Origin of the sequence: Microbacterium sp. cx-55, assembly GCF_021117345.1 — a bacterium.
Taxonomy (GTDB): domain Bacteria; phylum Actinomycetota; class Actinomycetes; order Actinomycetales; family Microbacteriaceae; genus Microbacterium.
Genome location: NZ_CP088261.1, coordinates 25,105 through 47,083, shown reverse-complemented (window position 1 = coordinate 47,083; position 21,979 = coordinate 25,105). Strand labels below are relative to the sequence as shown.

Below are 21,979 nucleotides of genomic sequence, written 5' to 3'. Positions count from 1 at the left end.
GGCCGAGTCCGGGGGTCAGAGCGAGGAGCGCAGGCCCTCGACCAGGGGAGTCGTCGGGCGACCGATGAGCTCCGACAGAGTGCGCTCGGTGGCTTCGAGACCGCCCTGTGCGATGCCGGCGTCGAGCGCGGTGACGAAGCCGACGGTGCCGGCGTCGAGGCCGAACGACTCGAGAAGGGCCGCGTGCGCCTCGGTGTTCAGGCGGCGGTAGGCGACCTCGCGGCCGGTCACTTCGGAAGCCGCGGCAGCGAGCTCGTCGAACGTCCACGCCACGTCACCCGCGAGCTCGTAGGTCTGTCCGACGTGCCCCTCGCCGAGCAGCACGACAGCGGCCGCGTCCGCGAAGTCCACGCGGCTCGCGCTCGAGATGCGACCGTCGCCGACGCTGGCGACGAGCTCGCCGCTCTCGGCCGAGCGCGCCACATCGGCGGCGTAGTTCTCGGTGTACCAGTTGTTGCGCAGCAGCACGGCCGGCAGGCCCGACGCGGCGATCGCCTTCTCGGTCTCAATGTGCTCGCCGGCGAGCGGAAGCGTGCTCTCGGTCGCGTGGTACAGGCTCGTGTACACGAACTGCTCGACGCCGGATGCGGCATCGATCACGGCCTGGTGCTGCGCCGCACGCTTACCGACCTCGGAGCCCGAGACGAGCAGCACGCGGTCGACGCCCTCGAGAGCGGCGGTGATGGTGTCGGGACGGTCGTAGTCGAGTTCGACGACGCGCACGCCGAGATCGGCGAGGTCGGCGATCTTCGCGGGAGTGCGGGCGCCGGCGACGATGTCGGATGCGGCGGCTCCGCGGGCGAGCAAACGCTCGACGACGAGGTGGCCGAGGTGGCCGCTGGCTCCGGTGACGAGAATGGTCATGAGTGTGTCCTTTCGACGGTGACGTCCAGGTCAGCGATCGGACGAGTCGATACATTCCGCCCTCGGGGTACCCACCTTTCGGTAAGGTACTGACATGGCGGTCAGTTATGCGGGAATCCAGCAGCAGCATCCGGGATCTTTTGCGGCCGCGTGCCCCACGCGCACGGTGCTCGACCACGTGATGAGCCGCTGGGGCGTCCTGATCCTCTCGGCGCTGTCCGAGGGCACACGCCGGTGGGGCGAGCTGCGCCGCGAGGTCGACGGCATCAGCGAGAAGATGCTCGCCTCGACGCTGCGGACTCTGGTCGCCGACGGGGTCGTGGCGCGCGAGTCGTTCCCGTCCGTGCCCCCGCACGTCGAGTACCGGCTCACCGATCGCGGCCGCGAACTCATGGAACGGATGCTGCCGCTGCTCGAGTGGATCGCCGACAACGCCGACGACATCGTCGCCTCCGACTGACGAGCACGGCCCGATCGGCCGGTCGCCCACGCCGCCCGTTCGGGCGATGATCAGGGTTTTCTGACGCTTCGCCCAGGTGGCCCGCCTACCGTGTCCGAGTCGCGCACCTCCCGTCCCGAGGGAGGCGCGCATCCCCGAACACCCGGCTGCAGCCCCCACGCGGGCTCCCGAGGCACCCGCTTTCGTGGTGCCCGTTCGGGTTCAGCCTGCCCGGCTCGCCCGCACCTTGTGCGGCGGCGCGGGCAGGGAAGCCCGACCCCTGGAGTCCCGTGCCCGTACGTTCTCGCCGTTTCCTCATCCGCGTCACCGTGACCGCTGCCGCCGTCGCGCTGGGCGTTTCGCTCGCCGTCCCGATGGCCGCGGCCGCCGCCGTCCCGACCGCGGCGAAGAGTGTCGCCGCTCTCTCCGTCTCCGACCGCGCGACCCCGCAGCCGGTGGTGGATGCGGATGCGGCCGCCCCCCGCGCCGTCGACCTCGACGCCCAGTTCTTCCTCACGATCGCGCGCACGACGCTGGCATCCGCCGCGGGCAAAGTCGATGTCACCGATCTGCAGGGACGCATCGACCGCCTCGCGGATCCGCAATCGCTGAGCGTCGCGGGCGCCACCGCATCCCTCACGGCGCTTCGCGCGGAGACCGCCGCGGTCGCCGAGGAGCGGAACGCGTACGACGCTGCCGCCGCGCGTGCCGCCGCCGCGGCTGCCAAGGCGGCACAGCAGGCCGCCGATGCGCTCGCGCAGGCCAACACCCCGGATGGCGCCCGCGCGACCGCGCGACAGATGGCCGCCGACCGCTACGGCTGGGGCGACGGACAGTTCCAGTGCCTGAACTCGCTGTGGCAGAAGGAGTCCGGCTGGAACTACCAGGCCTACAACCCGAGCGGCGCGACGGGAATCCCGCAGGCGCTCCCCGGCTCCAAGATGGCCTCCGCCGGCAGCGACTGGCAGACGGTCGCGGCGACGCAGATCTCGTGGGGCCTCGACTACATCTCGCGCGCCTACGGCACGCCGTGCGGCGCGTGGTCGCACTCGCAAGCGACGAACTGGTACTGAGATGCTCGCGGCCGGGCCGTCCCGCGGTCGCTTCCCCGTCTTGTATCCCCGTCTCGCTGCCACCCCTCCGCCCGCGCGCCACTTTCCTGCTCGCGCGCCACAGATCTGAAGCGCGGGAGCAGGAAACTAGCGCGCGACAGCATCAGGCCAGCAGCACGCACCCATGCCGCAGCGAAAACCCCCGGGTCAGCCGCCGGATGCGGGGGGTGTCTCGCGCGACTCCGCGAGCTCGTCGACGTACAGTCCGGCTTCGTCGACCGTGCCGTTGCGGTACGACTGGCGTCCGACCATGTGCGCCGAGAGGGGCGCGGTCGCGAGCTGGATGAGCACGATCGGCACGAGGAACGCGATCGCGGCCCACGACCGGACCGACAGGGCGATCGCGAGTGCGATCAGGATGAGGCCGAGCACCTGCGGCTTCGTGGCCGCGTGCAGCCGCGTGGGCACGTCGTGGAACCGCAGCAGGCCGAGCGCCGCGGTAAGGCAGAGCAGCGCACCGATCAGGATCAGCACGACCGACACGGTGTCGAAGATCGCGTTCCACGTCGACTCGGCGGCATCCGTCACGATCTGCGTGCTCACCATCCGCGCCACGAGGTTCATTGGTTCGTCCCGTCGCGTCGCGCCACGAAACGGGCGATCGAGATCGACCCGAACACCCCGACCGCGGCGATGATGAGCAGCACCGGCAGAGTGCGGGTGTGCTGGTTGATGGCCATCTCCGCGCCGAGCACGCACATGAGCTCGGTGAGCAGCACGTCGGAGGCGATGGCGCGGTCGAGAATCGACGGACCGCGGACGATGCGCCACATCGTGAGGATCGCGGCGACCGCGAAGATGACGTAGATGAGGATCAGCACGACGCTCACGCGTTCTCCTCCTGCCGGATGGCGGCGACCTGCGCGCGCGAACCCAGAGCTCGGACGATGCGTCGCTCCCAGAGCTGCACGCTCCGCCGCTGCGCCTCGACGTCGTCGTCGGAGTCGACGCCGATCACGTGCAGGTAAAGGATGCGCTGATCGCGGTCGATGTCGATGATGAGCGAGCCGGGGATCAGCGACGCGGTCACCGCGGTGTGGGCGAGGATCAGGTCGTCGTCGATCCGGAGGGGAACCGCGATGATCGCCGTTCCCGGGTACCGCCGCGGATTCACGACCTGCCACGCGACGAGCAGCGAGCCGCGCACCAAAGCGACGACGAACGTCGCGATGAAGACGAAGAGGTGCCCGAAGTGCACGCGGCCGGACAGCTCCACGGGCGGCAGTCGGAACACCCGCGTGACGAGGATCGCGGCGATCAGCCCGGTGAGGAACGCCACGACGGTGAACTGGCCCCAGAGCAGCATCCACAGGGCGATCAGCCAGATGAAGAACGGCAGCTGCCGCCAGATCTGCGCGATCAGGCTCTTCTTGCCGGCCGGGCTCACGAGTCCGCTCCCGTGATGGCGGCCCCGTCATCGACCTGCACGAGCTGAACGGGCTGCAGCAGGGCGTCGCCGATGCGCGCGCAGTAGTCGTAGAGCGGTCCGGCGAAGATCGTGAGCGCGACCGTCACCGCGACCATTCCAGCGGTCGCGGCGGTCATCACGCGCGGGATGACGCGGCGCTCGGTCTGGATGCCGGCGGCGGGAGCGTCGCCGAGGTACTCGACGCGCGCCTCGACCTCGGGCTCGTCATGCCCTGCCTCGCGCCAGAACCCGAGGTTCCACGACCGCATCAGGGCGTACAGGGTCAGCAGCGAGGTGACGATACCGCCGACGATCAGCACGATCATGAGGGGCGTGCCCACCTCGGCGGCGGCGTCGAACAGCGCGTACTTGCCGATGAAGCCGGAGAACGGCGGCAGCCCGCCGAGGTTCACGGCCGGAATGAAGTACAGCACCGCGATCACCGGCGCCGCTTTCATGAGACCCCGCAGCTTCAGGATCGACGTGGTGCCCGCGCGGCGTTCGATCAGACCGACCGCGAGGAACAGCGTCGTCTGCACCACGATGTGGTGGACCATGTAGTAGATCGTCGCCCCGATAGCCGCGGGCGTCGCGATCGCGAGACCGAACACCATGTAACCCACGTGGCTCACGAGCGTGAACGACAGGATGCGCTTCATCTCGGCCTGCGCAACAGCGCCGAGCACACCGACGATCATGGTCGCGAGCGCGACGATCAGCAGCAGAGTGTTCACGTTGCTGTCGGCGAACAGCTGCGTCTCGGTGCGGATCATGGCGTACACGCCGACCTTGGTCAGTAGGCCCGCGAACACCGCCGTGACCGGTGCCGGAGCGGTCGGGTACGAGTCGGGCAGCCAGAACGACAGCGGGAAGACGGCCGCCTTGATGCTGAATGCCAGCAGCAGCATGAGGTGCAGCACGAGTTGCACGTCCTGCGGAAGCTCCACCATCCGCTCGGCGATCTGGGCCATGTTCACCGTGCCGAGCGCGCCGTAGATCATGGCTATGGCCGCGAGGAAAAGGATCGACGACACCAGTGAGACGACGATGTAGACGACACCGGCGCGGATGCGAGATTCGGTGCCGCCGAGCGTGATCAACACGTAGGAGGCCACGAGCAGGATCTCGAACCCGACGTAGAGGTTGAACAGGTCGCCCGCGATGAAGGCGTTGAAGATGCCGGCCGACAGAATCAGGTACGAGGGGTGGAAGATCGAGACCGGGGTCTCGTCGTCGCCATCCGCCGCGCCCTGCCCGACGGAGAAGAGCAGCACCGCCAGGAGCACGACGCTCGAGACGAGCACGAGAAGAGCAGCGAGCCGGTCGACGTAGAGCACGATGCCGAAGGGGATGGGCCATCCGCCGACCGCGACGGCGAGCGGCGTACCGGAGTCGACGACCACCAGCAGCACGGCCGCGATGATCATGACGGTCGTCAGCGTGGTGATCGACACGGCGACCTGGATGCGGCGGCGGCGGCCGAAGACGAGCGTGAAGGCTGCGCCGATCAGCGGAAGCGTCACCAGCAGCGGGACGAGGGCGCTCATCGGTCGTCTCCGTCAGTGGGGGAAGGCGGCGGGGCGAGGGTGCCGAGGTCGGTCCCGCCCTCCGGGCGTGGCGTGCGGCGCGCGTCGCCGCGATCCGTGGGGGCGTCGTCGCGGAGCCCGGGCACGTCGCGGCTTCCGAGCACGGTGATGGGCGTGCTCGCCGCATCCACGAAGTCGGTCGTCGCGTCGTCGTCCTCGTCGTCGATCGCCTGGTCCATTCCTTCGTCGTCGTCGCCGGTCCGCACACGCAGCGCCACGTCGACGGCGTCGTCCTCGACCGTGTCGGCCTGACCGAGCTGCCACGAGCGGTAGATCAGCGCGAGGAGGAAGGCAGACACCGCGAACGTGATCACGATCGCGGTCAGCGTGAGCGCCTGCGGCAGCGGGTCGGAGTACTCGCTCGAGTCGGTGCCCTCGCTGTAGAAGGGAGCCTGGCCCGGCGCCCCCATCACGATCAGCAGCAGCAGGTTGGCCGCGTTGCCGAGCAGCATGAATCCGATGAGCACGCGCGTGAGGCTGCGCTCGAGCATGGCGTAGACGCCGCAGGAGAAGAGCACCGCCATGATGACGATGAGCACAAGGGAGACGTTCATCGCACCGTCCCCGTCCGCTCGCGCAGCTCCTGCGTCTGGCGGTCGACCTCGGCACCGAGGCTCCGGAGCACGTCGAGCACGAGACCGATCACGACGAGGTACACACCGATGTCGAAGATCGTCGAGGTCACGAACTCGATGTGGCCGAGCACGGGGATGTCGAGCTCGAAGAACGTGCTCGTCAGCGGCGCGGCCCCGAAGAACAGCGGCACGACGGCGGTGCCCACGGCGATCAGCATTCCGGCGCCGAGCAGGCGGCCCGCATCCGTCGGTGCGGCGGCGCCGAGTTCGTAGCGTCCGCCGGCGACGTAACGCATCACGAGCGCCATGCCCGCGATGAGGCCCCCGGCGAAACCGCCGCCGGGCAGGTTGTGTCCCGCCAGCAGCACGTACAGCGACACGATGATGATCGTGTGGAACAGGATCCGCACGACGACCTCGAGCAGGATCGATCGGTCCTCGGCGCGCACCTTAGGCCCCCCGACGAGCCACGCGCGGCGCCCGGTGGCACCGGAGTTCTGCGGGCGCAGGCCGTCTTCGGTCTCGAGCAGCGGCCGACGGCGCGGCAGTCGGTCGAGCGGACTCGTGAGATCCGAGAGCGTGTCGGCGCGGTGCGTCACGAACACGAGCGAGGCGACGCCCGTCGCGGCGAGGATCAGCACCGAGAGCTCGCCCATCGTGTCCCAGCCACGCAGGTCGACGAGGGCGACGTTGACGACGTTGCGGCCGTGGCCGAGGTCGTACGCCAGCTCGGGGAACTGCAGCGAGATCGGCAGGGCCTGACGCGCACCCGTCGCGACGAGCGCGATGAAGGCCATCGTGAGGCCGACGGCGCCGGCCAGCACCGCGCGGGCGACGGGGGCGACGGATGCGTTGTGGTCACCCATCCGGGCCGGGATGCGGCGCAGCACGAGCGCGAAGGCGACCAGCGTGACCGTCTCGACCAGGATCTGCGTGAGCGCGAGGTCGGGGGCACCGCTCGTGGCGAAGAGCACGACCATGCCGAGGCCGGTCACCGACACGAGCACCACTCCGCTGTAGCGCTTTCGCGCACGGACGGCGATGAGGCCGGCGATGATCATCACGGGGGCGACGAAGAGCTGGGTCGGCGACTGCCAGATCTCGAGCGCGACGCGCCAGTCCGATCCGGCGAGCAGCGCGGTTCCCTGCGCCGCGACGAAGACGACGAAGATCGTGCCGACGTAGACGGGAAGCGAGCCGCGCTGGGTGAAACCGGTGACCTTCACCGACAGCCACGCGATCCCGCGGAGCGTGGCGTTGTAGGCGTCGGGAGCCGTGAACGGCAGCACACGGCGGTGCGTCGCGAACTTCAGGCGGAGCGCCAGCCAGAAGATCAGCGCCCCCGCCGCGAGCGTTCCCAACGAGAGGAAGAGCGCCGGCTCCCAGCCGTGCCAGAGCGCCAGGTGGGTCGTGTACTCGCCGGCGGCCGGTGCCGTGTCGGCGTAGAGCGAGAACGCGGTGTCGAGCGGCCCGGCGGCGAGCCCTGCGCCGAGCGTGAGCGCCGCGAGAATCAGGGGCGAGGCGAGGAAGCCGACCGGCGGGTCGGGCCACTCGGTGCGGGCCCGGGGCGCGCCATCCGCATCCTTCTTCGTCCAGAACGCACCCCAGACGAACCGGATGCCGTAGGCCGCCGTGAGCGCCGACCCGATCAGCACGCCGATGAGCGCGACGAGCGCCCAGGGCGAACCGTCGTCGAGGAATGCCGCGAGGATCGACTCCTTCGCGACGAAACCGATCGTGGGTGCGACGCCGGCCATCGAACACACCGCGATGATCGACACGACGGCGAGCGTCGGGGCTTGTCTGCCCACCCCCGACAGCTCGGAGATGTCACGTGTCGAGAGTTGCCGGTCGATCACGCCGACGACGAGGAAGAGCGCCGACTTGAAGAGGGCGTGGCTGAGCAGGAGCGCGATTCCGCCGAGCGCTGCCTCGCGAGTGCCGAAGCCGAGCACCACCGTCAGGAAGCCGAGCTGGCTGACCGTGCCGAACGCCAGGATGCGCTTCAGGTCGCTCTCGCGGAGCGCCTGGATGCCGCCGAGCAGCATCGTGAACACACCGAGCGAGACGACGATCGGGCGCCACGGCTCGGCGATCGCGTAGATGGGGGCGAAGCGGGCGATCAGGTAGATGCCGGCCTTCACCATCGCGGCGGCGTGCAGATACGCACTGACCGGGGTCGGCGCGGCCATGGCGCCGGGGAGCCAGAAGTGGAACGGGAAGATCGCGGACTTGCTGAGCGCGCCGACGAGCAGCAGCACGAGCGCCGCGTTGACGACGGGGCCGGTCGGGGCCGCTGCGAGGATCGCCGACATGCTCGAGGTGCCGGCCTCGACGACCAGCAGCACGACGCCGATCAGCATCACGAGTCCGCCGAGCGTGGTGACCAGAAGCGCCTGGAGGGCAGCCCTCCGGCTCGCGCCGCGGGCGTTGTAGTAGCCGATGAGCAGGTACGACAGGATGCTCGTGATCTCCCAGAACATCACGAGCACGACGAGGTCGTCGGTGAGGACGAGCCCGTACATCGCGCCGGCGAATGCGAGCAGCACCGACGAGAACTGGGCGAGCCCGTTCGTCTTGCCCTGGAAGTACCAGCGGCAGTAGAGCATGACGAGCGCGCCGACACCGGTGACGACGAGGGTCAGCGCCCAGCCGAGCAGGTCCATCCGCATCGACAGAGCGATGCCGAGCCGAGGAATCCAGTCGTATGACTCGAACGGAATGCGGCCGCTGAGCACATCGGGCGTGCGCCAGAGCGTGTCGACGAACGCGATCGCCGGAAGGACGGCGGCGACGTAGAACGCGCGGGGTCCGATGCGGCGAACGAGCAGCGGAAGAAGAAGAGGCACCAGGGCGAACGCAGCGAGAAGCACCAGCATTGCGGCCTCCTCGGGGTCGTCGGCCTCCGCAGTGACGGGAGGACTCAGGCGATCGGGGTGTCTGCAGCCATTCTACGGGGCGATGAGCCCCTCGGGCGCCGTCGGATTCTTGACGGCGCCGATGGTATTACCCGCGCGGAACGTAGAAGACAGGTGCACGGTGGCCGGCGGCTCGCCCGCGAGCATCGCCGAGATCGCGGCCCCGGCTGCCCGTCCTTTGTCGGCCGCCGGCTGCACCATCGTGGTCAGTTCGAGGGGCGCGACCCCATCGACCCACACCCCGTCGAACCCCGTCACGCTGATGTCGTCGGGCACCACGAGTCCCGCATCCTGCACCGCCCGAATGACACCCGCGGCGATCAGATCGCTCTGCGCGAGGATCGCCGTCGGCCGCGCACCGGGGGTGGCGAGTACCGCGACGGCGGCCGCGTAGCCGTCGTCGATCGAGCTGCGGCTCGCGGAGTACACCCGGGCATCCGGGAACACATCGCGCGCGCCCCGGAGGCGATCGGCCGTGACGTCGACGGTGATCGGCGCGTCCGGATCGACCCAGCCGGGTGCGGATGCGGCCGCCACCGCGAGCGAGACGACCACGACGTCCTCGTGCCCGAGATCGCGCACGTGCCGGGCGATCTCGGCCTGTGCCTCGCGGTTGTCGAGCAGGATCTGCGGCACACCCTCGCCCGCATCCCCCTCGATGACGACCACCGGGATGCCGCGACCGCGGATCGCGTCGAGCGACTCGCGCATGCGACCGTTGCAGCCGACCAGCACGAAGGCGTCGGCGGGCGCCGTCCGCAGGCTCGGACCGCCGCCTTCGGCATCCTCGCGCAGCAGCAGCAGGCCCGCGCCCTGGGCGGCGACTCCCTCGGCCAGGCCGTCGAGCATGACGGTCGTCACCGGGTCGCGGAACGCGGTGCGCAGGCGATCACCCATGACGACGCCGACGATGCCCGAGCGCCCGCGTCGAAGCGATGCGGCCCGGGGGTCGGGGCCGGTGTACCCCAGGTTTTCTGCGGCGGAGAGCACGCGCTGCCGCGTCGATTCCGACACCGGCGTCTTGCCGCTGAACACGACGGACGCCGTCGAGGCGGCGACACCGGCGACCCGGGCGACGTCCGCGATCGTTGCCCGACGCGCGTTCATGGTGCTCCGATGGTAACCGACGCGGTCATGGTCATCGAATCGATTCGGTACGCTGACGACATGGAACTCGTCCTCTCCCGTTCCCAGTTCGTCCGATGGCGCACGGCGATCTTCGCGATCTTCCTCGCGAGCGGTCTGAGCGTGGCGACATGGGCGTCGCGCGTTCCCGCGATCAAGCAGACCCTCGATATCGACAACGTGCAGGTCGGCATCATGCTCCTGATCGGCGGGATCGCCTCGATCGTGGGGCTTTCGCTCTCGTCGCTGATCACGGCGAGGTTCGGCGCACGCGGCGGCATGCTCGGCGCCATCCTGGTCTTCGCGACCGGCATCGCGTTGATCGGTGTGGGAACGGATGTGGCGGGCTCGGTGCCGCTGGTGACCGCCGGTCTCGTGCTGTGGGGCTTCGGCAACGGATCCGTTGACGTCATGATGAACGTCGAGGGCGCGGCGATCGAGGCGCAGTCGAGTCGCACGCTCCTCCCCCTGTTCCACGCGTTCTTCAGCGCCGGCACGGTCGTGGGTGCGGGGCTCGGTGTCGTCTTCATCGGCGCCGGATGGAACGTGGTCACCCATCTGGGCGTCATCGCCGTCGTGCTCGCCCTGGTCGCTGTCGTCAGCTTCGCGAACGTGCCGAAGCGGAACGAGACCGGCGACTCCGCGCAGAGTCCTGCGCATTCGAGCTGGCGGGAACGCATCGGCGTCGCCCTTTCGGCGTGGCGGGAGCCCCGCACCTACGCGCTCGGTGTGGTCATGCTCGGCATGTCGTTCGCCGAGGGCGGCGCGAACGACTGGCTGGCGCTGGGCGTCGTGGAGGGTCACGAGGCCCAGCAGGAGCTCGGGGCGCTCGGTCTCGCGGTCTTCTCGGTGAGCATGACGGTCGTGCGCGTGTTCGGCGGGCCCCTGGTCGACCGATTCGGCCGGGTTCTGGTGCTCCGGGTGCTCTCGCTCGCGGCGGTCGCCGGGCTCCTCCTCTTCATCCTCGCGCCGAACCTGCCGCTCGTCTTCGTGGGCGCGGCGCTCTGGGGAATCGGAGCGTCGCTCGGGTTCCCCCTCGGTATGTCGGCCGCCGGAGACGATCCCGCCCGGGCCGCGGCCCGGGTGAGCGCGGCGGCGACGATCGGCTACGTCGCGTTCCTCGCCGGTCCCCCGCTCCTCGGCCTTGTCAGCGAGCACATCGGGTTGCTGAACACGCTGTTCATCCTCGTCGTGCTGGTTGCCGCATCCGGTTTCGCCTCGGGTGCCGCGAAGCCCCTTCCCGGCGCGAACGTCGGGGCCGGGCGCCACTGAGCGCGGCCGGGACGCCCGGGCCACAAGGGCCTCGCGCCGCGTAAGCGATACTGGCGGCACAGCGCGCGAAAGGAACCGCATGGCCGGCCGCAGTGAATCCTCCAACTTCGTCGAAGCCCTCGCGCGCGGCTTCGACATCATCGGAGCGTTCTCCGACGGCCGCCCCCGCATGTCGCTGGCCGAGATCGCCGCCGAGACGAACCTCGCGCGGCCCACGACACATCGGCTCCTCGCCACCCTGATCGAGCTCGGCTACGTGCGCCAAGACGCGTCGCTATTCGAGCTCACCCCCCGCGTACTCGACCTGGGCTACGCGTTCGTCAGCTCACAGGGGCTCTGGACGGTGGCGAAGCCTCATCTCGAGGGCCTCGTGCACCTCACCGGCGAGTCGTCGTCGATGGCTCAACTGAGTGGCAGTGACATCGTCTACACGGCCAGGGTCGCGGTGCCGAAGATCATTGCGCTGCGCGTCGAGATCGGCACTCGGTTTCCCGCGGTTGTCACCTCGCAGGGCAAGGTGCTGCTGGCATGGCTGGCCCCGGATGCGCTCGAGTTCGCCCTCGACCAGCCCAGCCTGTCGCGGGTGGTCATCGCACCCCGAGACCGCGCCGACCTCGACCGTGAGCTGTCCCTCGTGCGCGAACGCGGCTGGGCGCTGGCCGACGAGGAGCTCGCGCCCGGCGTGCGCTCCATCGCCGCCCCGGTGCGCGACGGATCGGGCACGGTTCGAGCAGCCGCCAACGTGACGGTGCATGCGGCAGAGACGCCGACAGCAGACTTGATCGAGCGGCACCTCGCCCCCCTTCTCGAGACGGCTGCGCACATCTCGGCTGACTGGGCGAGGCTCGAGGGTCGGCCGTTCAGCGAGATCGTCGGCCGGTGAGCCGGAGGTCCGTCCTGCACCATTGACGACCGTCACCTCGCGGCGCATACTGAGCACATGTCCGCATGGCGGACGTTTGTCCGCAAATGCAGATATGGTGACGATGACGACTCCATTCCCCCACACGAACCCACGACCCGGCCCGTTAGCGGGGCTCGTGGTCGCCGACTTCTCCCGCGTACTCGCCGGCCCGTATGCGACGCAGCTGATGGCCGACCTCGGCGCCAACGTCATCAAGGTGGAGAGTCCCAAGGGCGACGAGACCCGCGACTGGGTGCCACCCGAGCGCGACGGTGTCTCCACCTACTTCCTCGGCATCAACCGCAACAAGCGTGATGTGGTGCTCGACTTCGGCGACCACGCCGACCGCGCACTCGCGCAAGAGCTCGCCGCGCGTGCCGACATCGTGATCGAGAACTTCCGGCCCGGCGGCCTGAGCAAGTTCGGGCTCGATTACGACTCCGTCGCGGCTCTCAATCCCGCCGTCATCTACGCGTCGATCAGTGGATTCGGCTCGAAAGGCGGGGCGTCGCTGCCGGGATACGACCTGATCGTGCAGGCCGCATCCGGGTTGATGAGCCTCACCGGCGAATCCGACGGACCCGCCTACCGCAGCGGCGTCTCGGTGTTCGACATCATGACCGGGATGCAGGCCACGATCGGCATCCTCGCCGCCCTGAACCACCGCAACAACACGGGCGAGGGCCAGCACGTCGAGGTGAATCTGCTGTCGACGGCGCTCTCGGCGATGGCCAACCACAGCTCAACCTTCGTCGCCGGCGGGCAGGTTCCGTTTCGCATGGGCAACGCGCATCCGAGTCTGTTCCCCTACGAACCGCTCGCCGCGGCCGACGGTGAGATCGTCATCGTCGCCGCCAACGACGCCCAGTTCGTGAAGCTCGCCACCGCATTGGGGCTCGCAGAACTGGCCGACGACCACCGCTTCGCGAAGACCGAACTGCGCAACCGCAACCGCGAGGCGCTGCGCCCCCTGCTCCTCGAGGCCCTGGCGACCGCATCCGTCGCCGAGTGGTTCGAGACGTTGACCCGGGCGGGGGTCGCCTGCGGGCCGATCAACACCATCGACGGAGGCGTGGCCCTCGCCGAGAGCCTCGGCCTCGATCCCGTGGTGCTCGTGGGAGAGGGAGAGAGCGCAGTGCCGATGATCAGAAATCCCATCGACTTCTCACTCACTCCACCCGCCTACCGCAGTGCCCCACCCGCGTTGGGCGCCGACGACACCGAGATCAAGGACTGGCTCAGATCATGACCGACTACCCCACCGGAATCGGAACCAGCGACCTGTCGAGCATTTCACTGCTGGGCCAGGATCTGAGCGCAGATCTTCTCGGCAAGGTCACTTTCGGCGAGCTTGCGTTCTGGCTCGTCGCCAAGAGACCGCCGACCGCGGCCGAGGGTCGGGTGTTCGAAGCCGTGCTCGTGTCGCTCGCGGACCATGGCTTCACGCCCACCGCGATCGCCGCGCGGCTCACCTATTACAGCGCACCGGACTCGCTGCAGGGGGCCGTCGCGGCCGGCCTGCTCGGCGGCGGCTCGCGCTTTCTGGGGGTCACCGAAGACACCGGCCTCTACCTCGACGCGATCGTGCAGTCCCTCACTGGCGACACCGCGGCCTTCAGCGATGCCGAATGGGATCAGGTGGCGCGCACTGCACTGCTGTCCGCGAAGGCCGAAAAGCGGCGCATCCCCGGACTCGGCCATCCGGTGCACAAGGACGGCGATCCGCGCACCCCCGTGATCATGCGCATCGCCGCGAAGGAAGGCACCCTGGGCCCGCACCTGAGGCTGTTCGCCGCCATCGGGCGGGTGCAACACGAGGTGCTCGGCAAGAACCTGCCCCTGAACGGCGCGGGAGTCGCCGGCGCAGCCCTCGCAGACCTCGGACTGCCGGTCACGATGCTGCGCGGCTTCGCGCTGCTCGCCCGCACGGCAGGGTTGCTCGGTCACATCCGAGAGGAGCAGGTCAGCCCGATCGGCCCCGACGTCTACTATTCGGTCGATCGGAACGCGGTCTACGTGCCACCCGCCCCCGCATCGGGCGAAACCGACGCATCCGGCGAAGGAGCCTGACGATGGCAGAACTGAGCGCCGTTCTAGCGACCACGCACCACCCCTTCTATCTCAAGGCCACCACCGCGCCGCCCGAAAGCCGGATGCCCCAGGCCGACGAATGGAAGCGCAAGGTCGAGGCCTACCGCGAGACGCTGACCGTCGCGAAGCCCGACATCCTCGTGATGGTCGGAGCCGACCACTTCCACCAGTTCTTCTCCGACAACTACCCCGCCTTCCTCATCGGCAAGCAGCCCACCTACGACGCGATCTTCTACAACGAGGAACGTGAGTTCGGCATCCCGCCCTACGTGCTCGACGGCCACGAGGAACTCTCGGGCTACATGCTGCAGGGCCTGCTCGACCGGGGATTCGACTTCTCCGTCAGCCACGAACTGAAGCTCGACCACTCGATCATCTGCCCGATCATCACGACACGGCCGGACGCAGATCTGCCCGTCGTGCCGATCTACACGAACATCTTCGCCCCGCCCCTGCCCAGCCCGAAGCGTTTCTGGCAGTTGGGCCGGGCCATCCGCAGCATCATCGACGAGTATCCCAGCGACCTGCGCATCGCCGCCGTCGGCAGCGGGCACCTGTCGCTCGAGCTCGGAGGACCGAGGCAGTTCGGCGAGACCGGCCCCGACCCCGAGTTCGACCGCAAGGCGATCGATTGGCTGGCCGCCGGCGACATCGACGCGATCCTCGAGAATGTCACGCACGAGTCGATGGCGGGCGCGGGCAACGCCACGCACGGCTTCATGGACCTCATTCTCATGATGGGCATCGCGGGCGCCATTCCCGCCTCCTACGTCGATGAGCTCGACCTCTTCCACACCCGCGAGATGTACATGACCTGGTACCCGGGCGGTGACCCGCGATGAGCAAGTACTACGTGAACAAGTTCCTGTACCAGGTCGACCGCGACCCCGAGCTTCTGGCGGCATACAAGGCCGATCCGGATGGCCTGGTCACGAGATGGGAGGCCGAGTACGGCCAGTGGCTCGGCACAGGGAACCGAGTCGAGAAGACCAGCTGGCTCTCATTCACCGAGGAGGAGCGCCGCGCGCTCGTGGAGCACGACTACACGCGACTCTTCGAGCTCGGCGCGCACTTCTTCCTGACGCTCACGATCTTCATCGCCCTTTACAACGACGAGTACGAGACCGCGTCCGGTCCGCTGGCGTTCCAGCGGGAGTACGCAGTCAGGCTCGCCCACTGGATCGGCAAGGACTACCCGACGGTCGCCCTCTGAGCCCTCCCGCACCACCATCCAGCGTCCCGAACAGACATCGCCGAAGGAGTCGAATCATGTCGCAGAACCCGAAGATCCCCGAGCCGCCCACAGACGGCAGGCCGGTCGTCTTCCGAAACGGAACGGTCGTGACGGTCGACGATCGGCGACGGGTTCTGAACAACTCCGATGTGCTCGTCATCGGCAACAGCGTCGCAGCCATCGGCGAGCGGCTGGCCGTGCCGGACGGCACCTTCGAGATCGACGCGACCGACGGCATCCTGATGCCGGGCATGATCGACACCCACCGGCACATGTGGCAGACCGCCATGCGCGGGTACGGCGCCGACTGGACCCTCACCCAGTACTTCGTCTGGTACTACCTCGAGCACGGCAAGAGCTTCCGCCCCGAAGACGTGCACGCGGGCAACCGCCTGTCGGCGCTCGACGCGATCGATGCGGGTGTCACGACGACCGTCGACTGGTCGCACGGACTCCGCACCATCGACCATGGCGAGGCCGCCCTCGACGCCCTCCGCGCCTCCACCGGGCGATTCGTGCTCGCCTACGGCAACATCTTTGCCGGCCCGTGGGAGTGGTCCGCCGACCCCGACGTCCTCGCCTTCCTCGCGAAGAACAACACGGGCGCCGACGACCTGAGATTCCAGCTGGCGTTCGACGTGACCGGCGACCCTGCGTTTCCCGAGCGCGCGGCGTTCGAGGCGGCCCGCGAGCTCGGGCTGCCCGTCACGACCCACGCCGGGGTCTGGGGGGCGACCAACGACGACGGCGTCCGACTCATGCACGAGAACGGGTTCATGGCACCCGAGACGGTCTACGTGCACGCCGCCACGCTCAGCGACGACTCATACCAGCGCATCGCCGCCACCGGCGGATCGGTCTCCCTCTCGACGGAGAGCGAGCTGAGCTGCGGCCAGGGGTATCCACCGTCGTGGATCCTGCGTCAGCACGGTATCCCGGTCTCTCTGTCGGTCGACACCAGCGTGTGGTTCTCGAGCGACCTGTTCTCGGCCATGCGGTCGACACTCGGCGCGGATCGCGGATGGGAGCACATCAAGGCCCACGAGCACGGCGACACCGTCACCCATTCGCATCTGCGCGCCGAGCACGTCGTCGACTGGGCGACGCGGGGCGGGGCCGAGGGCCTCGGCATGCAGAACCTGGTCGGTTCGCTCGAGGTGGGCAAACGTGCCGACATCGTTCTCATCAAGAACGACCACTCGCCGACCATGTACCCGATCCTCAATCCGAACGGGCACATCGCGCTGCAAGCCGGCCGTGGCGACGTGCACACGGTGATGGTCGACGGCGTGATCGCCAAGTACGACGGCAGGCTACTGGGCGACGACCTCGCCTCGGTGAAGAGAGACGTCGAGTCGACCGTCGACTACCTGCAGAGTGAACTCGGCGAACCTGCCTGGACGCAGGGCATGAACCCCGACGCCCCCGAGGCCAAGATGCTCGACAACCCCTACACGTACACCGAGTACAAGGATGCCTCGACTCATCAGAAGGAGTCGGAGCGGGCAGACGTGGCGCTGTGAGCCTCCTCGTGCTCGTCGCGAGCATCCGCGAGACGCGGGTGGGCCGCGCCGTCGGCGACTGGGTGGTCGCGGCGGCCCAAGCGCACGCGCCGAATCCGGAGGCGGAGGCGTTCGACATCGATCTCGTCGACCTGCGTGAACTGCGGCTCCCGCTGCACGACGAGCCGCACCATCCGAAGCTGGGGCACTACATCGGCGAACCGGCAAAGCGATGGAGCGCACAAGTGGCGGCGGCCGACGCGATGATCTTCGTGATGCCCGAGTACAACCACAGCTTCTCGGCGCCGCTGAAGAACGCCATCGACTACCTGCATGCGGAGTGGTCAGGGAAACCCGTAGGAGTCGTGAGCTACGGCGGACTTTCGGGCGGCACTCGCGCGGTCGTCGCCCTGCAGCCTGTCATGGTGAACCTCGGCATGCGGTGCCTGAGCACGAACGTCGAGATCGCCTGGGTGTCGGAGCACGTCGCCGACGGCGTGTTCACCGCAACGGATCGGCACGACAGGGCGCTGGCAGTCCTGCTCGACGAGCTGGTCGCTCTGCGGGGTGCACGCGGGCCCGCGTAAACGCGGTGCCGTGTCGCGCCAGCGACGGCCGGTGATGGGTTGACCGCCGCCGACGACAACACAACGTGCGCCTTGAGACAATGAGTACGTGCGCCTCATCATTGCCCGCTGCTCCGTCGACTACTCCGGTCGACTGAACACACATCTCCCCCTCGCGACCCGTCTCATCATGATCAAGGCGGACGGCACGGTGGCGTTCCACCGAGACATCCAACACGCGCCGCTGAACTGGATGAGCCCGCCGTGCCGCCTGGTTCTCGAGGAGCCCGAACCGGATGCGGCGAGCGTCGGCGTCATCGAACAGTGGCGCGTGACGCACGCCAAGACGGGTGACGCCCTGGTCGTGAAGATCTACGAGGTTCTGCACGATTCCTCGCATGAGCTCGGTGTCGACCCCGGGCTCCAGAAGGACGGCGTCGAGGCCGACCTGCAGCGTCTGCTCGCCGAGCAGGTCGAGGTGATCGGCGACGATCTGACCCTCGTTCGCCGCGAGTTCCCCACCGCGATCGGGCCGGTCGATCTGCTGCTGCGCGATCCCGCCGGCGGCACGATCGCCGTCGAGGTGAAGAGGCGCGGTGACATCGACGGCGTCGAGCAGCTGACGCGCTATCTCGAGCTGCTCGGCCGAGACCCTCATCTCGCGCCGGTGAAGGGCGTGTTCGCCGCGCAAGAGATCAAGCCGCAGGCGCGCGTTCTGGCGACCGACCGCGGCATCCGCTGCGTGACGCTCGACTACGAGGGCATGAAGGGCATCCAGTCGGGTGCTCCTCGCCTGTTCTGAGCGCGGCTAGCGTAGAGACATGACCGCCCGCTCCCCGTTCTCCTGCATCCTCTGGGATGTGGACGGCACGCTCGTCGACGCATCCGACGGCATCCTGCGCCGTCTGTCGATCACCCTCGAGCACTTCGGCAAGCCCGCGCCGACGCGTCCGGAACTCGTGCACTGGATCGGTCCGCCGCTGTACGACTCCTTCCAGGAGCAGGGCGGAATGACGCCGGAGGGTGCGATGGATGCGGTCACGTTCTACCGCACGCTCGGTCGCGCCGACGGCTACACGACCGGCGCGAAGCTCTACCCCGGGGTCGGCGAGCTCGTCGCAGATATCGCGGCGGCCGGTATTCCGCAGGGAACCGCGAGCTCGAAGCCCGAGATTCAGGTCGTCGCGCTGATGGAGCACTTCGGCCTCGCCGAGCACCTCGCCACGATCACGGGCGCCACGCTCGACGAGAAGACCCTCGCCAAGAAGGCCGACATCGTCGCCGAGGCGCTTCGGCGGCTGCAGGCCGCGGGCGTCGACACGTCACGGCCGGTGTTGATCGGCGACCGCCATCACGATGTCGAGGGCGGCAACGCTCAGGGCGTGCCCGTCATCTTCGTGCGCTGGGGATTCAGCTGGCCGCACGAGTCGGAGGGCGCGCAGGCCGCCGTCGACACCGTGGACGAACTGCGCACGCTGCTGCTGGTCGACGACTGACCCGCGTCTGCGCAGAGAAGAAGGGGCGGGATGCTGATGCATCCCGCCCCTTCTCGCAGATCAGAGAGCCCGAATGCTCGCTGCCTGCAAACCCTTGGGACCCTGCTCGACCTCGAACTCCACCCGCTGGTTCTCTTCCAGCGACCGGTAGCCGTTGCCCTCGATCGCGCTGAAGTGGGCGAAGACGTCGGCGCCGCCCTCATCCGGGGCGATGAAGCCGAAGCCCTTCTCCGAGTTGAACCACTTGACCGTACCCTGCGTGCTCATGCAATGCCTTCTGTGCTGTCCGGCACCCTGTGCGCCGGTGTGCTGCTTACCGTAGCGGGGTGTTGTCGCGCCTGCGAGAGGGTGACAGAAGGTGACGAAAACGTTGCATGCACGACTCGGGCCGTTAACCATACGACGCCCGGGCCGAGCAAAGCTCTCAGGCCCGGGCGTCGACGGATCCCCCCGGATATGCCGCGCTGAGCGCGACAGTTCACTCTACTGATTCAGGAGTATGAAAGATACGCGTTTACGACCGGAACACCGAGATCCACCGCGATGTGGTCACGTGCACAAAGAGATGCCCCCTCCAGCTGGGGGGAGCGGAGGGGGCGGCACGCTCCGCGATTGGGGGAATCGTGGGGAGCGGCACGGACGAGTTTACCCGCCACTTCGTATGGTGACGGCCGGGGATGGCCCTGCATACCGAATCCCCAGGTTCTCCCCATCCGACAGCGGCGCTGGCGAGCCCGGGCAGCCCGGTGTTACGTTCCCACCCATGGTCAAGCGCATCGGTATTGCACTCACGAGCACACTCACCGCCCTCGTCCTGGTCTTCTCCGTCGCCACACCCGCGAACGCCGCGGCGACGCGTTCGTACAAGTTCGACAACTACAACACCTGCGTCGCACGGATGAACAGCTACGCGTCGAGCGGCTACATCATCTACAAGCGCTGCCAGACAACATGGGTCTATCCGCAGCTCACGAAGCACTACACGCTGCAGACGTCGGCCCGCCCGGTCGGCGCCGTCTGAGCCTGGTGTCCGCTGCGGCACCGGACACGGTGCGCACGAAGCGGTCGGCACTGCCCCGCGTGGGGTTCTGGGTGGCGGGCGTGCTGTCCGATCCCACCCTGGCCGTCGCGTGGGTCTGGTACGGGATGGCGCAATCCGAGGCTCAGTCGGATCAGGGCAAGGCGCTGGCCGCCGGGACGACCATGGCCGGTTTAGCCGAACTTCGGGAACTACGTGCCCTGACACCGCGGGTATCACCGGGAACGCGAAAGCCGGTCGGGCTTCTCAGCTCCGACCGGCTCGTATCGCACATTCGGCATGTCGACTCTCTAAAACGAGAGGGCCTGCCTGTGCGCGAGGGGGGACTCGAACCCCCACGCCCTTGCGGGCACTGGCACCTGAAGCCAGCGCGTCTACCATTCCGCCACTCGCGCGAATGACGGTCCGAGAACCGCCAATTCAACCTCCAGAGCGTATCACGGCGGATGTATCGCGGCTGAATCGGCCGCGAAAACCCGGGTCGGCGCCCCGCTCGCAGCACATCACCATGTGCAGCACACCCCGGGCCTCTACGATGGTTGGACCCGTCTGCCCTGCCTGAGGAGTCGTGTGGGACTACTAGACAGCTTCGAGAAAGGTCTCGAACGCGCCGTTAATGGTGCGTTCGCCAAGACCTTCCGCAGCGGCATCCAGCCCGTCGACATCGCGTCGGCGCTCCGCAGCGAGCTCGACACGAAGGCCGCGATCGTCTCCCGCGAGCGCATCCTCGTGCCGAACACGTTCACGGTCTACCTCTCGCCGACCGACTCGGAGAAGATGCGCGCCATCGGCCGCACGCTGACCGACGAGCTCGACACTCTGGTGCAGAAGCACGCCCGCGCGCAGGGCTACTCGCTCGCCGGCGCTCTCTCGATCACGCTGGCGCGCGACGAGCGCCTGTCCACCGGGCAACTGCGGGTCGAATCGACCACCGCCGCCGGCCGGGTGAGCTGGACCGCGGTCGTCGACGTCGAGGGCAAACGGCATCCGCTCACTGCCGCGCGCACCGTCATCGGTCGCGGCAGCGACGCCGACATCACGATCTCGGATGCGGGAACCAGCCGCAAGCACGTCGAGATCCTGTGGGACGGCGAGCGCGCCATGGTGCGCGACCTCGGATCCACGAATGGCACCAAGCTCAACGGCTCGAAGGTCTCCGAAGCCCCGCTCCCCCCCGACGCGACCGTGACGATCGGCCGCACCGACATCGTCTTCCGGGTCGTCGCACAGGCCTCCGGGCCCTCTCGTCCGTCGCGCCACGATGACGCGACCCGGGCGTTCTCCCTCGGTGAGGCCGAAAAATGGGGAGAATCTCACTCGTGAGTCCCCTGACCCTCCTTCTGATCCAGATCGGGTTCCTCGTCCTGCTCTGGTTCTTCGTGTTCGCGGTCGTCTATTCGCTCCGCGCCGATCTGTTCGGCGTGCGCGTGCGCAAGATGCCGGAGGCCGTCGCCGCATCCGTTCCCGCGCCCGTCTCCTCGCCGGCCGCCGCGACCGCTGCCGTCTCGAAGCCCCCCGTCGCACGCGCCAAGGGTGGCAAGGCCACGACCGAGACCGTGTCGCGGATCATCATCACGAGCGGCCCGAAGACCGGCCTGGAACTTCCCCTCGGCACCGAGCCGCTCACGATCGGACGCTCGAGCGAATCCGGGCTCGTCGTTCGCGACGACTACACGTCGAGCCACCACGCGCGCCTCATGCTGTGGGGCGACCAGTGGATGATCCAGGACCTCGACTCGACCAACGGCACCTGGCACAACGGCGAGCGCGTCGCGAACCCCGTTCCGGTCATCATCGGCGCGCCCATCAAGGTCGGCGCGACGACATTCGAGCTGCAGGGCTGACCCC

At 68.5% G+C, this 21,979-nt stretch carries 24 protein-coding genes and 1 tRNA gene; 15 read left to right on the top strand and 10 right to left on the bottom strand.

Annotated features, from left to right (window positions below; translation table 11 throughout):
- Positions 1-15: 15 nt before the first annotated feature.
- Entirely contained in the window at positions 16-864 is an 849-nt protein-coding gene (locus LQ938_RS00255; protein ID WP_223722060.1) for an SDR family oxidoreductase, read from the bottom strand.
- A gap of 94 nt (positions 865-958) precedes the next feature.
- Here LQ938_RS00255 and LQ938_RS00250 point away from each other — a divergent pair, with 94 nt between their 5' ends.
- Entirely contained in the window at positions 959-1,324 is a 366-nt protein-coding gene (locus LQ938_RS00250; RefSeq protein ID WP_223722059.1) for a winged helix-turn-helix transcriptional regulator, read from the top strand.
- Positions 1,325-1,593: 269 nt separating this feature from the next.
- Positions 1,594-2,376, top strand: coding sequence for a phospholipase (locus tag LQ938_RS00245; protein WP_223722058.1), 783 nt, complete (start codon positions 1,594-1,596; stop codon positions 2,374-2,376).
- Positions 2,377-2,562: 186 nt separating this feature from the next.
- Here LQ938_RS00245 and mnhG read toward each other — a convergent pair whose 3' ends face one another.
- The 7 genes from mnhG to LQ938_RS00210 form a co-directional block, all read right to left on the bottom strand.
- The gene (gene mnhG, locus LQ938_RS00240; RefSeq protein ID WP_374197476.1) at positions 2,563-2,961 is read right to left on the bottom strand and encodes a monovalent cation/H(+) antiporter subunit G; all 399 of its coding nucleotides are present in this window, start codon (positions 2,959-2,961) and stop codon (positions 2,563-2,565) included.
- Positions 2,962-2,975: 14 nt separating this feature from the next.
- Positions 2,976-3,188 (bottom strand): monovalent cation/H+ antiporter complex subunit F, encoded by a 213-nt coding sequence (locus LQ938_RS00235; RefSeq protein ID WP_263317573.1) that lies wholly within the window; start codon positions 3,186-3,188, stop codon positions 2,976-2,978.
- 53 nt (positions 3,189-3,241) lie between these two features.
- Positions 3,242-3,802: a Na+/H+ antiporter subunit E gene (locus LQ938_RS00230; RefSeq protein WP_223722055.1), complete on the bottom strand. Its 561-nt coding sequence runs from the start codon at positions 3,800-3,802 to the stop codon at positions 3,242-3,244.
- Positions 3,799-5,370 carry a Na+/H+ antiporter subunit D gene (locus tag LQ938_RS00225; protein ID WP_223722054.1) on the bottom strand — a complete coding sequence of 524 codons (1,572 nt, stop codon included), beginning with the start codon at positions 5,368-5,370 and terminating at the stop codon, positions 3,799-3,801. Before LQ938_RS00225 ends, LQ938_RS00230 begins: the two co-directional genes overlap by 4 nt.
- Entirely contained in the window at positions 5,367-5,963 is a 597-nt protein-coding gene (locus LQ938_RS00220) for a Na(+)/H(+) antiporter subunit C (protein WP_223722053.1), read from the bottom strand. Before LQ938_RS00220 ends, LQ938_RS00225 begins: the two co-directional genes overlap by 4 nt.
- A complete protein-coding gene (locus tag LQ938_RS00215) occupies positions 5,960-8,863 on the bottom strand; it encodes a Na+/H+ antiporter subunit A (RefSeq protein ID WP_223722052.1) in 2,904 nt (967 codons plus the stop codon). Before LQ938_RS00215 ends, LQ938_RS00220 begins: the two co-directional genes overlap by 4 nt.
- Positions 8,864-8,935: 72 nt before the next feature.
- The gene (locus tag LQ938_RS00210; RefSeq protein ID WP_223722051.1) at positions 8,936-10,009 is read right to left on the bottom strand and encodes a LacI family DNA-binding transcriptional regulator; all 1,074 of its coding nucleotides are present in this window, start codon (positions 10,007-10,009) and stop codon (positions 8,936-8,938) included.
- A gap of 60 nt (positions 10,010-10,069) precedes the next feature.
- Between LQ938_RS00210 and LQ938_RS00205 the strand changes: the two genes are divergently transcribed.
- From LQ938_RS00205 to LQ938_RS00160, 10 genes are all read left to right on the top strand, one after another.
- Entirely contained in the window at positions 10,070-11,299 is a 1,230-nt protein-coding gene (locus LQ938_RS00205) for an MFS transporter (protein WP_223722050.1), read from the top strand.
- Positions 11,300-11,378: 79 nt separating this feature from the next.
- Positions 11,379-12,182, top strand: a complete 804-nt coding sequence (locus tag LQ938_RS00200) for an IclR family transcriptional regulator domain-containing protein (RefSeq protein ID WP_223722049.1) — start codon at positions 11,379-11,381, stop codon at positions 12,180-12,182.
- A 103-nt stretch (positions 12,183-12,285) separates the two neighbouring features.
- Positions 12,286-13,452, top strand: coding sequence for a CaiB/BaiF CoA transferase family protein (locus tag LQ938_RS00195; protein WP_223722048.1), 1,167 nt, complete (start codon positions 12,286-12,288; stop codon positions 13,450-13,452).
- Positions 13,449-14,273: a citryl-CoA lyase gene (locus LQ938_RS00190; RefSeq protein WP_223722047.1), complete on the top strand. Its 825-nt coding sequence runs from the start codon at positions 13,449-13,451 to the stop codon at positions 14,271-14,273. Before LQ938_RS00195 ends, LQ938_RS00190 begins: the two co-directional genes overlap by 4 nt.
- Positions 14,274-14,275: 2 nt before the next feature.
- Positions 14,276-15,136 carry a hypothetical protein gene (locus LQ938_RS00185; protein ID WP_223722046.1) on the top strand — a complete coding sequence of 287 codons (861 nt, stop codon included), beginning with the start codon at positions 14,276-14,278 and terminating at the stop codon, positions 15,134-15,136.
- Complete coding sequence (locus LQ938_RS00180; RefSeq protein WP_223722045.1) at positions 15,133-15,507, top strand: hypothetical protein; 375 nt, start codon at positions 15,133-15,135, stop codon at positions 15,505-15,507. Before LQ938_RS00185 ends, LQ938_RS00180 begins: the two co-directional genes overlap by 4 nt.
- A gap of 56 nt (positions 15,508-15,563) precedes the next feature.
- Positions 15,564-17,051, top strand: a complete 1,488-nt coding sequence (locus LQ938_RS00175; protein WP_223722044.1) for an amidohydrolase family protein — start codon at positions 15,564-15,566, stop codon at positions 17,049-17,051.
- Positions 17,048-17,617, top strand: a complete 570-nt coding sequence (locus LQ938_RS00170) for an NADPH-dependent FMN reductase (protein ID WP_223722043.1) — start codon at positions 17,048-17,050, stop codon at positions 17,615-17,617. The genes LQ938_RS00175 and LQ938_RS00170 overlap by 4 nt, the downstream gene beginning before the upstream one ends.
- A gap of 88 nt (positions 17,618-17,705) precedes the next feature.
- Positions 17,706-18,398, top strand: coding sequence for an endonuclease NucS (nucS, locus tag LQ938_RS00165; protein WP_223722042.1), 693 nt, complete (start codon positions 17,706-17,708; stop codon positions 18,396-18,398).
- A 19-nt stretch (positions 18,399-18,417) separates the two neighbouring features.
- Positions 18,418-19,092, top strand: a complete 675-nt coding sequence (locus tag LQ938_RS00160; RefSeq protein WP_223722041.1) for an HAD hydrolase-like protein — start codon at positions 18,418-18,420, stop codon at positions 19,090-19,092.
- A gap of 60 nt (positions 19,093-19,152) precedes the next feature.
- Here the strand turns inward: LQ938_RS00160 and LQ938_RS00155 are convergent, their stop codons facing one another.
- Positions 19,153-19,359 (bottom strand): cold-shock protein, encoded by a 207-nt coding sequence (locus tag LQ938_RS00155; RefSeq protein WP_223722040.1) that lies wholly within the window; start codon positions 19,357-19,359, stop codon positions 19,153-19,155.
- Between the two features lie 496 nt (positions 19,360-19,855).
- Here LQ938_RS00155 and LQ938_RS00150 point away from each other — a divergent pair, with 496 nt between their 5' ends.
- A complete protein-coding gene (locus tag LQ938_RS00150; protein ID WP_223722039.1) occupies positions 19,856-20,113 on the top strand; it encodes a hypothetical protein in 258 nt (85 codons plus the stop codon).
- Between the two features lie 330 nt (positions 20,114-20,443).
- Here the strand turns inward: LQ938_RS00150 and LQ938_RS00145 are convergent.
- Positions 20,444-20,526, bottom strand: a tRNA-Leu gene (locus LQ938_RS00145).
- A 175-nt stretch (positions 20,527-20,701) separates the two neighbouring features.
- Here LQ938_RS00145 and LQ938_RS00140 point away from each other — a divergent pair.
- A complete protein-coding gene (locus LQ938_RS00140; protein ID WP_223722038.1) occupies positions 20,702-21,454 on the top strand; it encodes an FhaA domain-containing protein in 753 nt (250 codons plus the stop codon).
- Positions 21,451-21,975 carry an FHA domain-containing protein FhaB/FipA gene (locus tag LQ938_RS00135; protein WP_223722037.1) on the top strand — a complete coding sequence of 175 codons (525 nt, stop codon included), beginning with the start codon at positions 21,451-21,453 and terminating at the stop codon, positions 21,973-21,975. Before LQ938_RS00140 ends, LQ938_RS00135 begins: the two co-directional genes overlap by 4 nt.
- Positions 21,976-21,979: the final 4 nt, after the last annotated feature.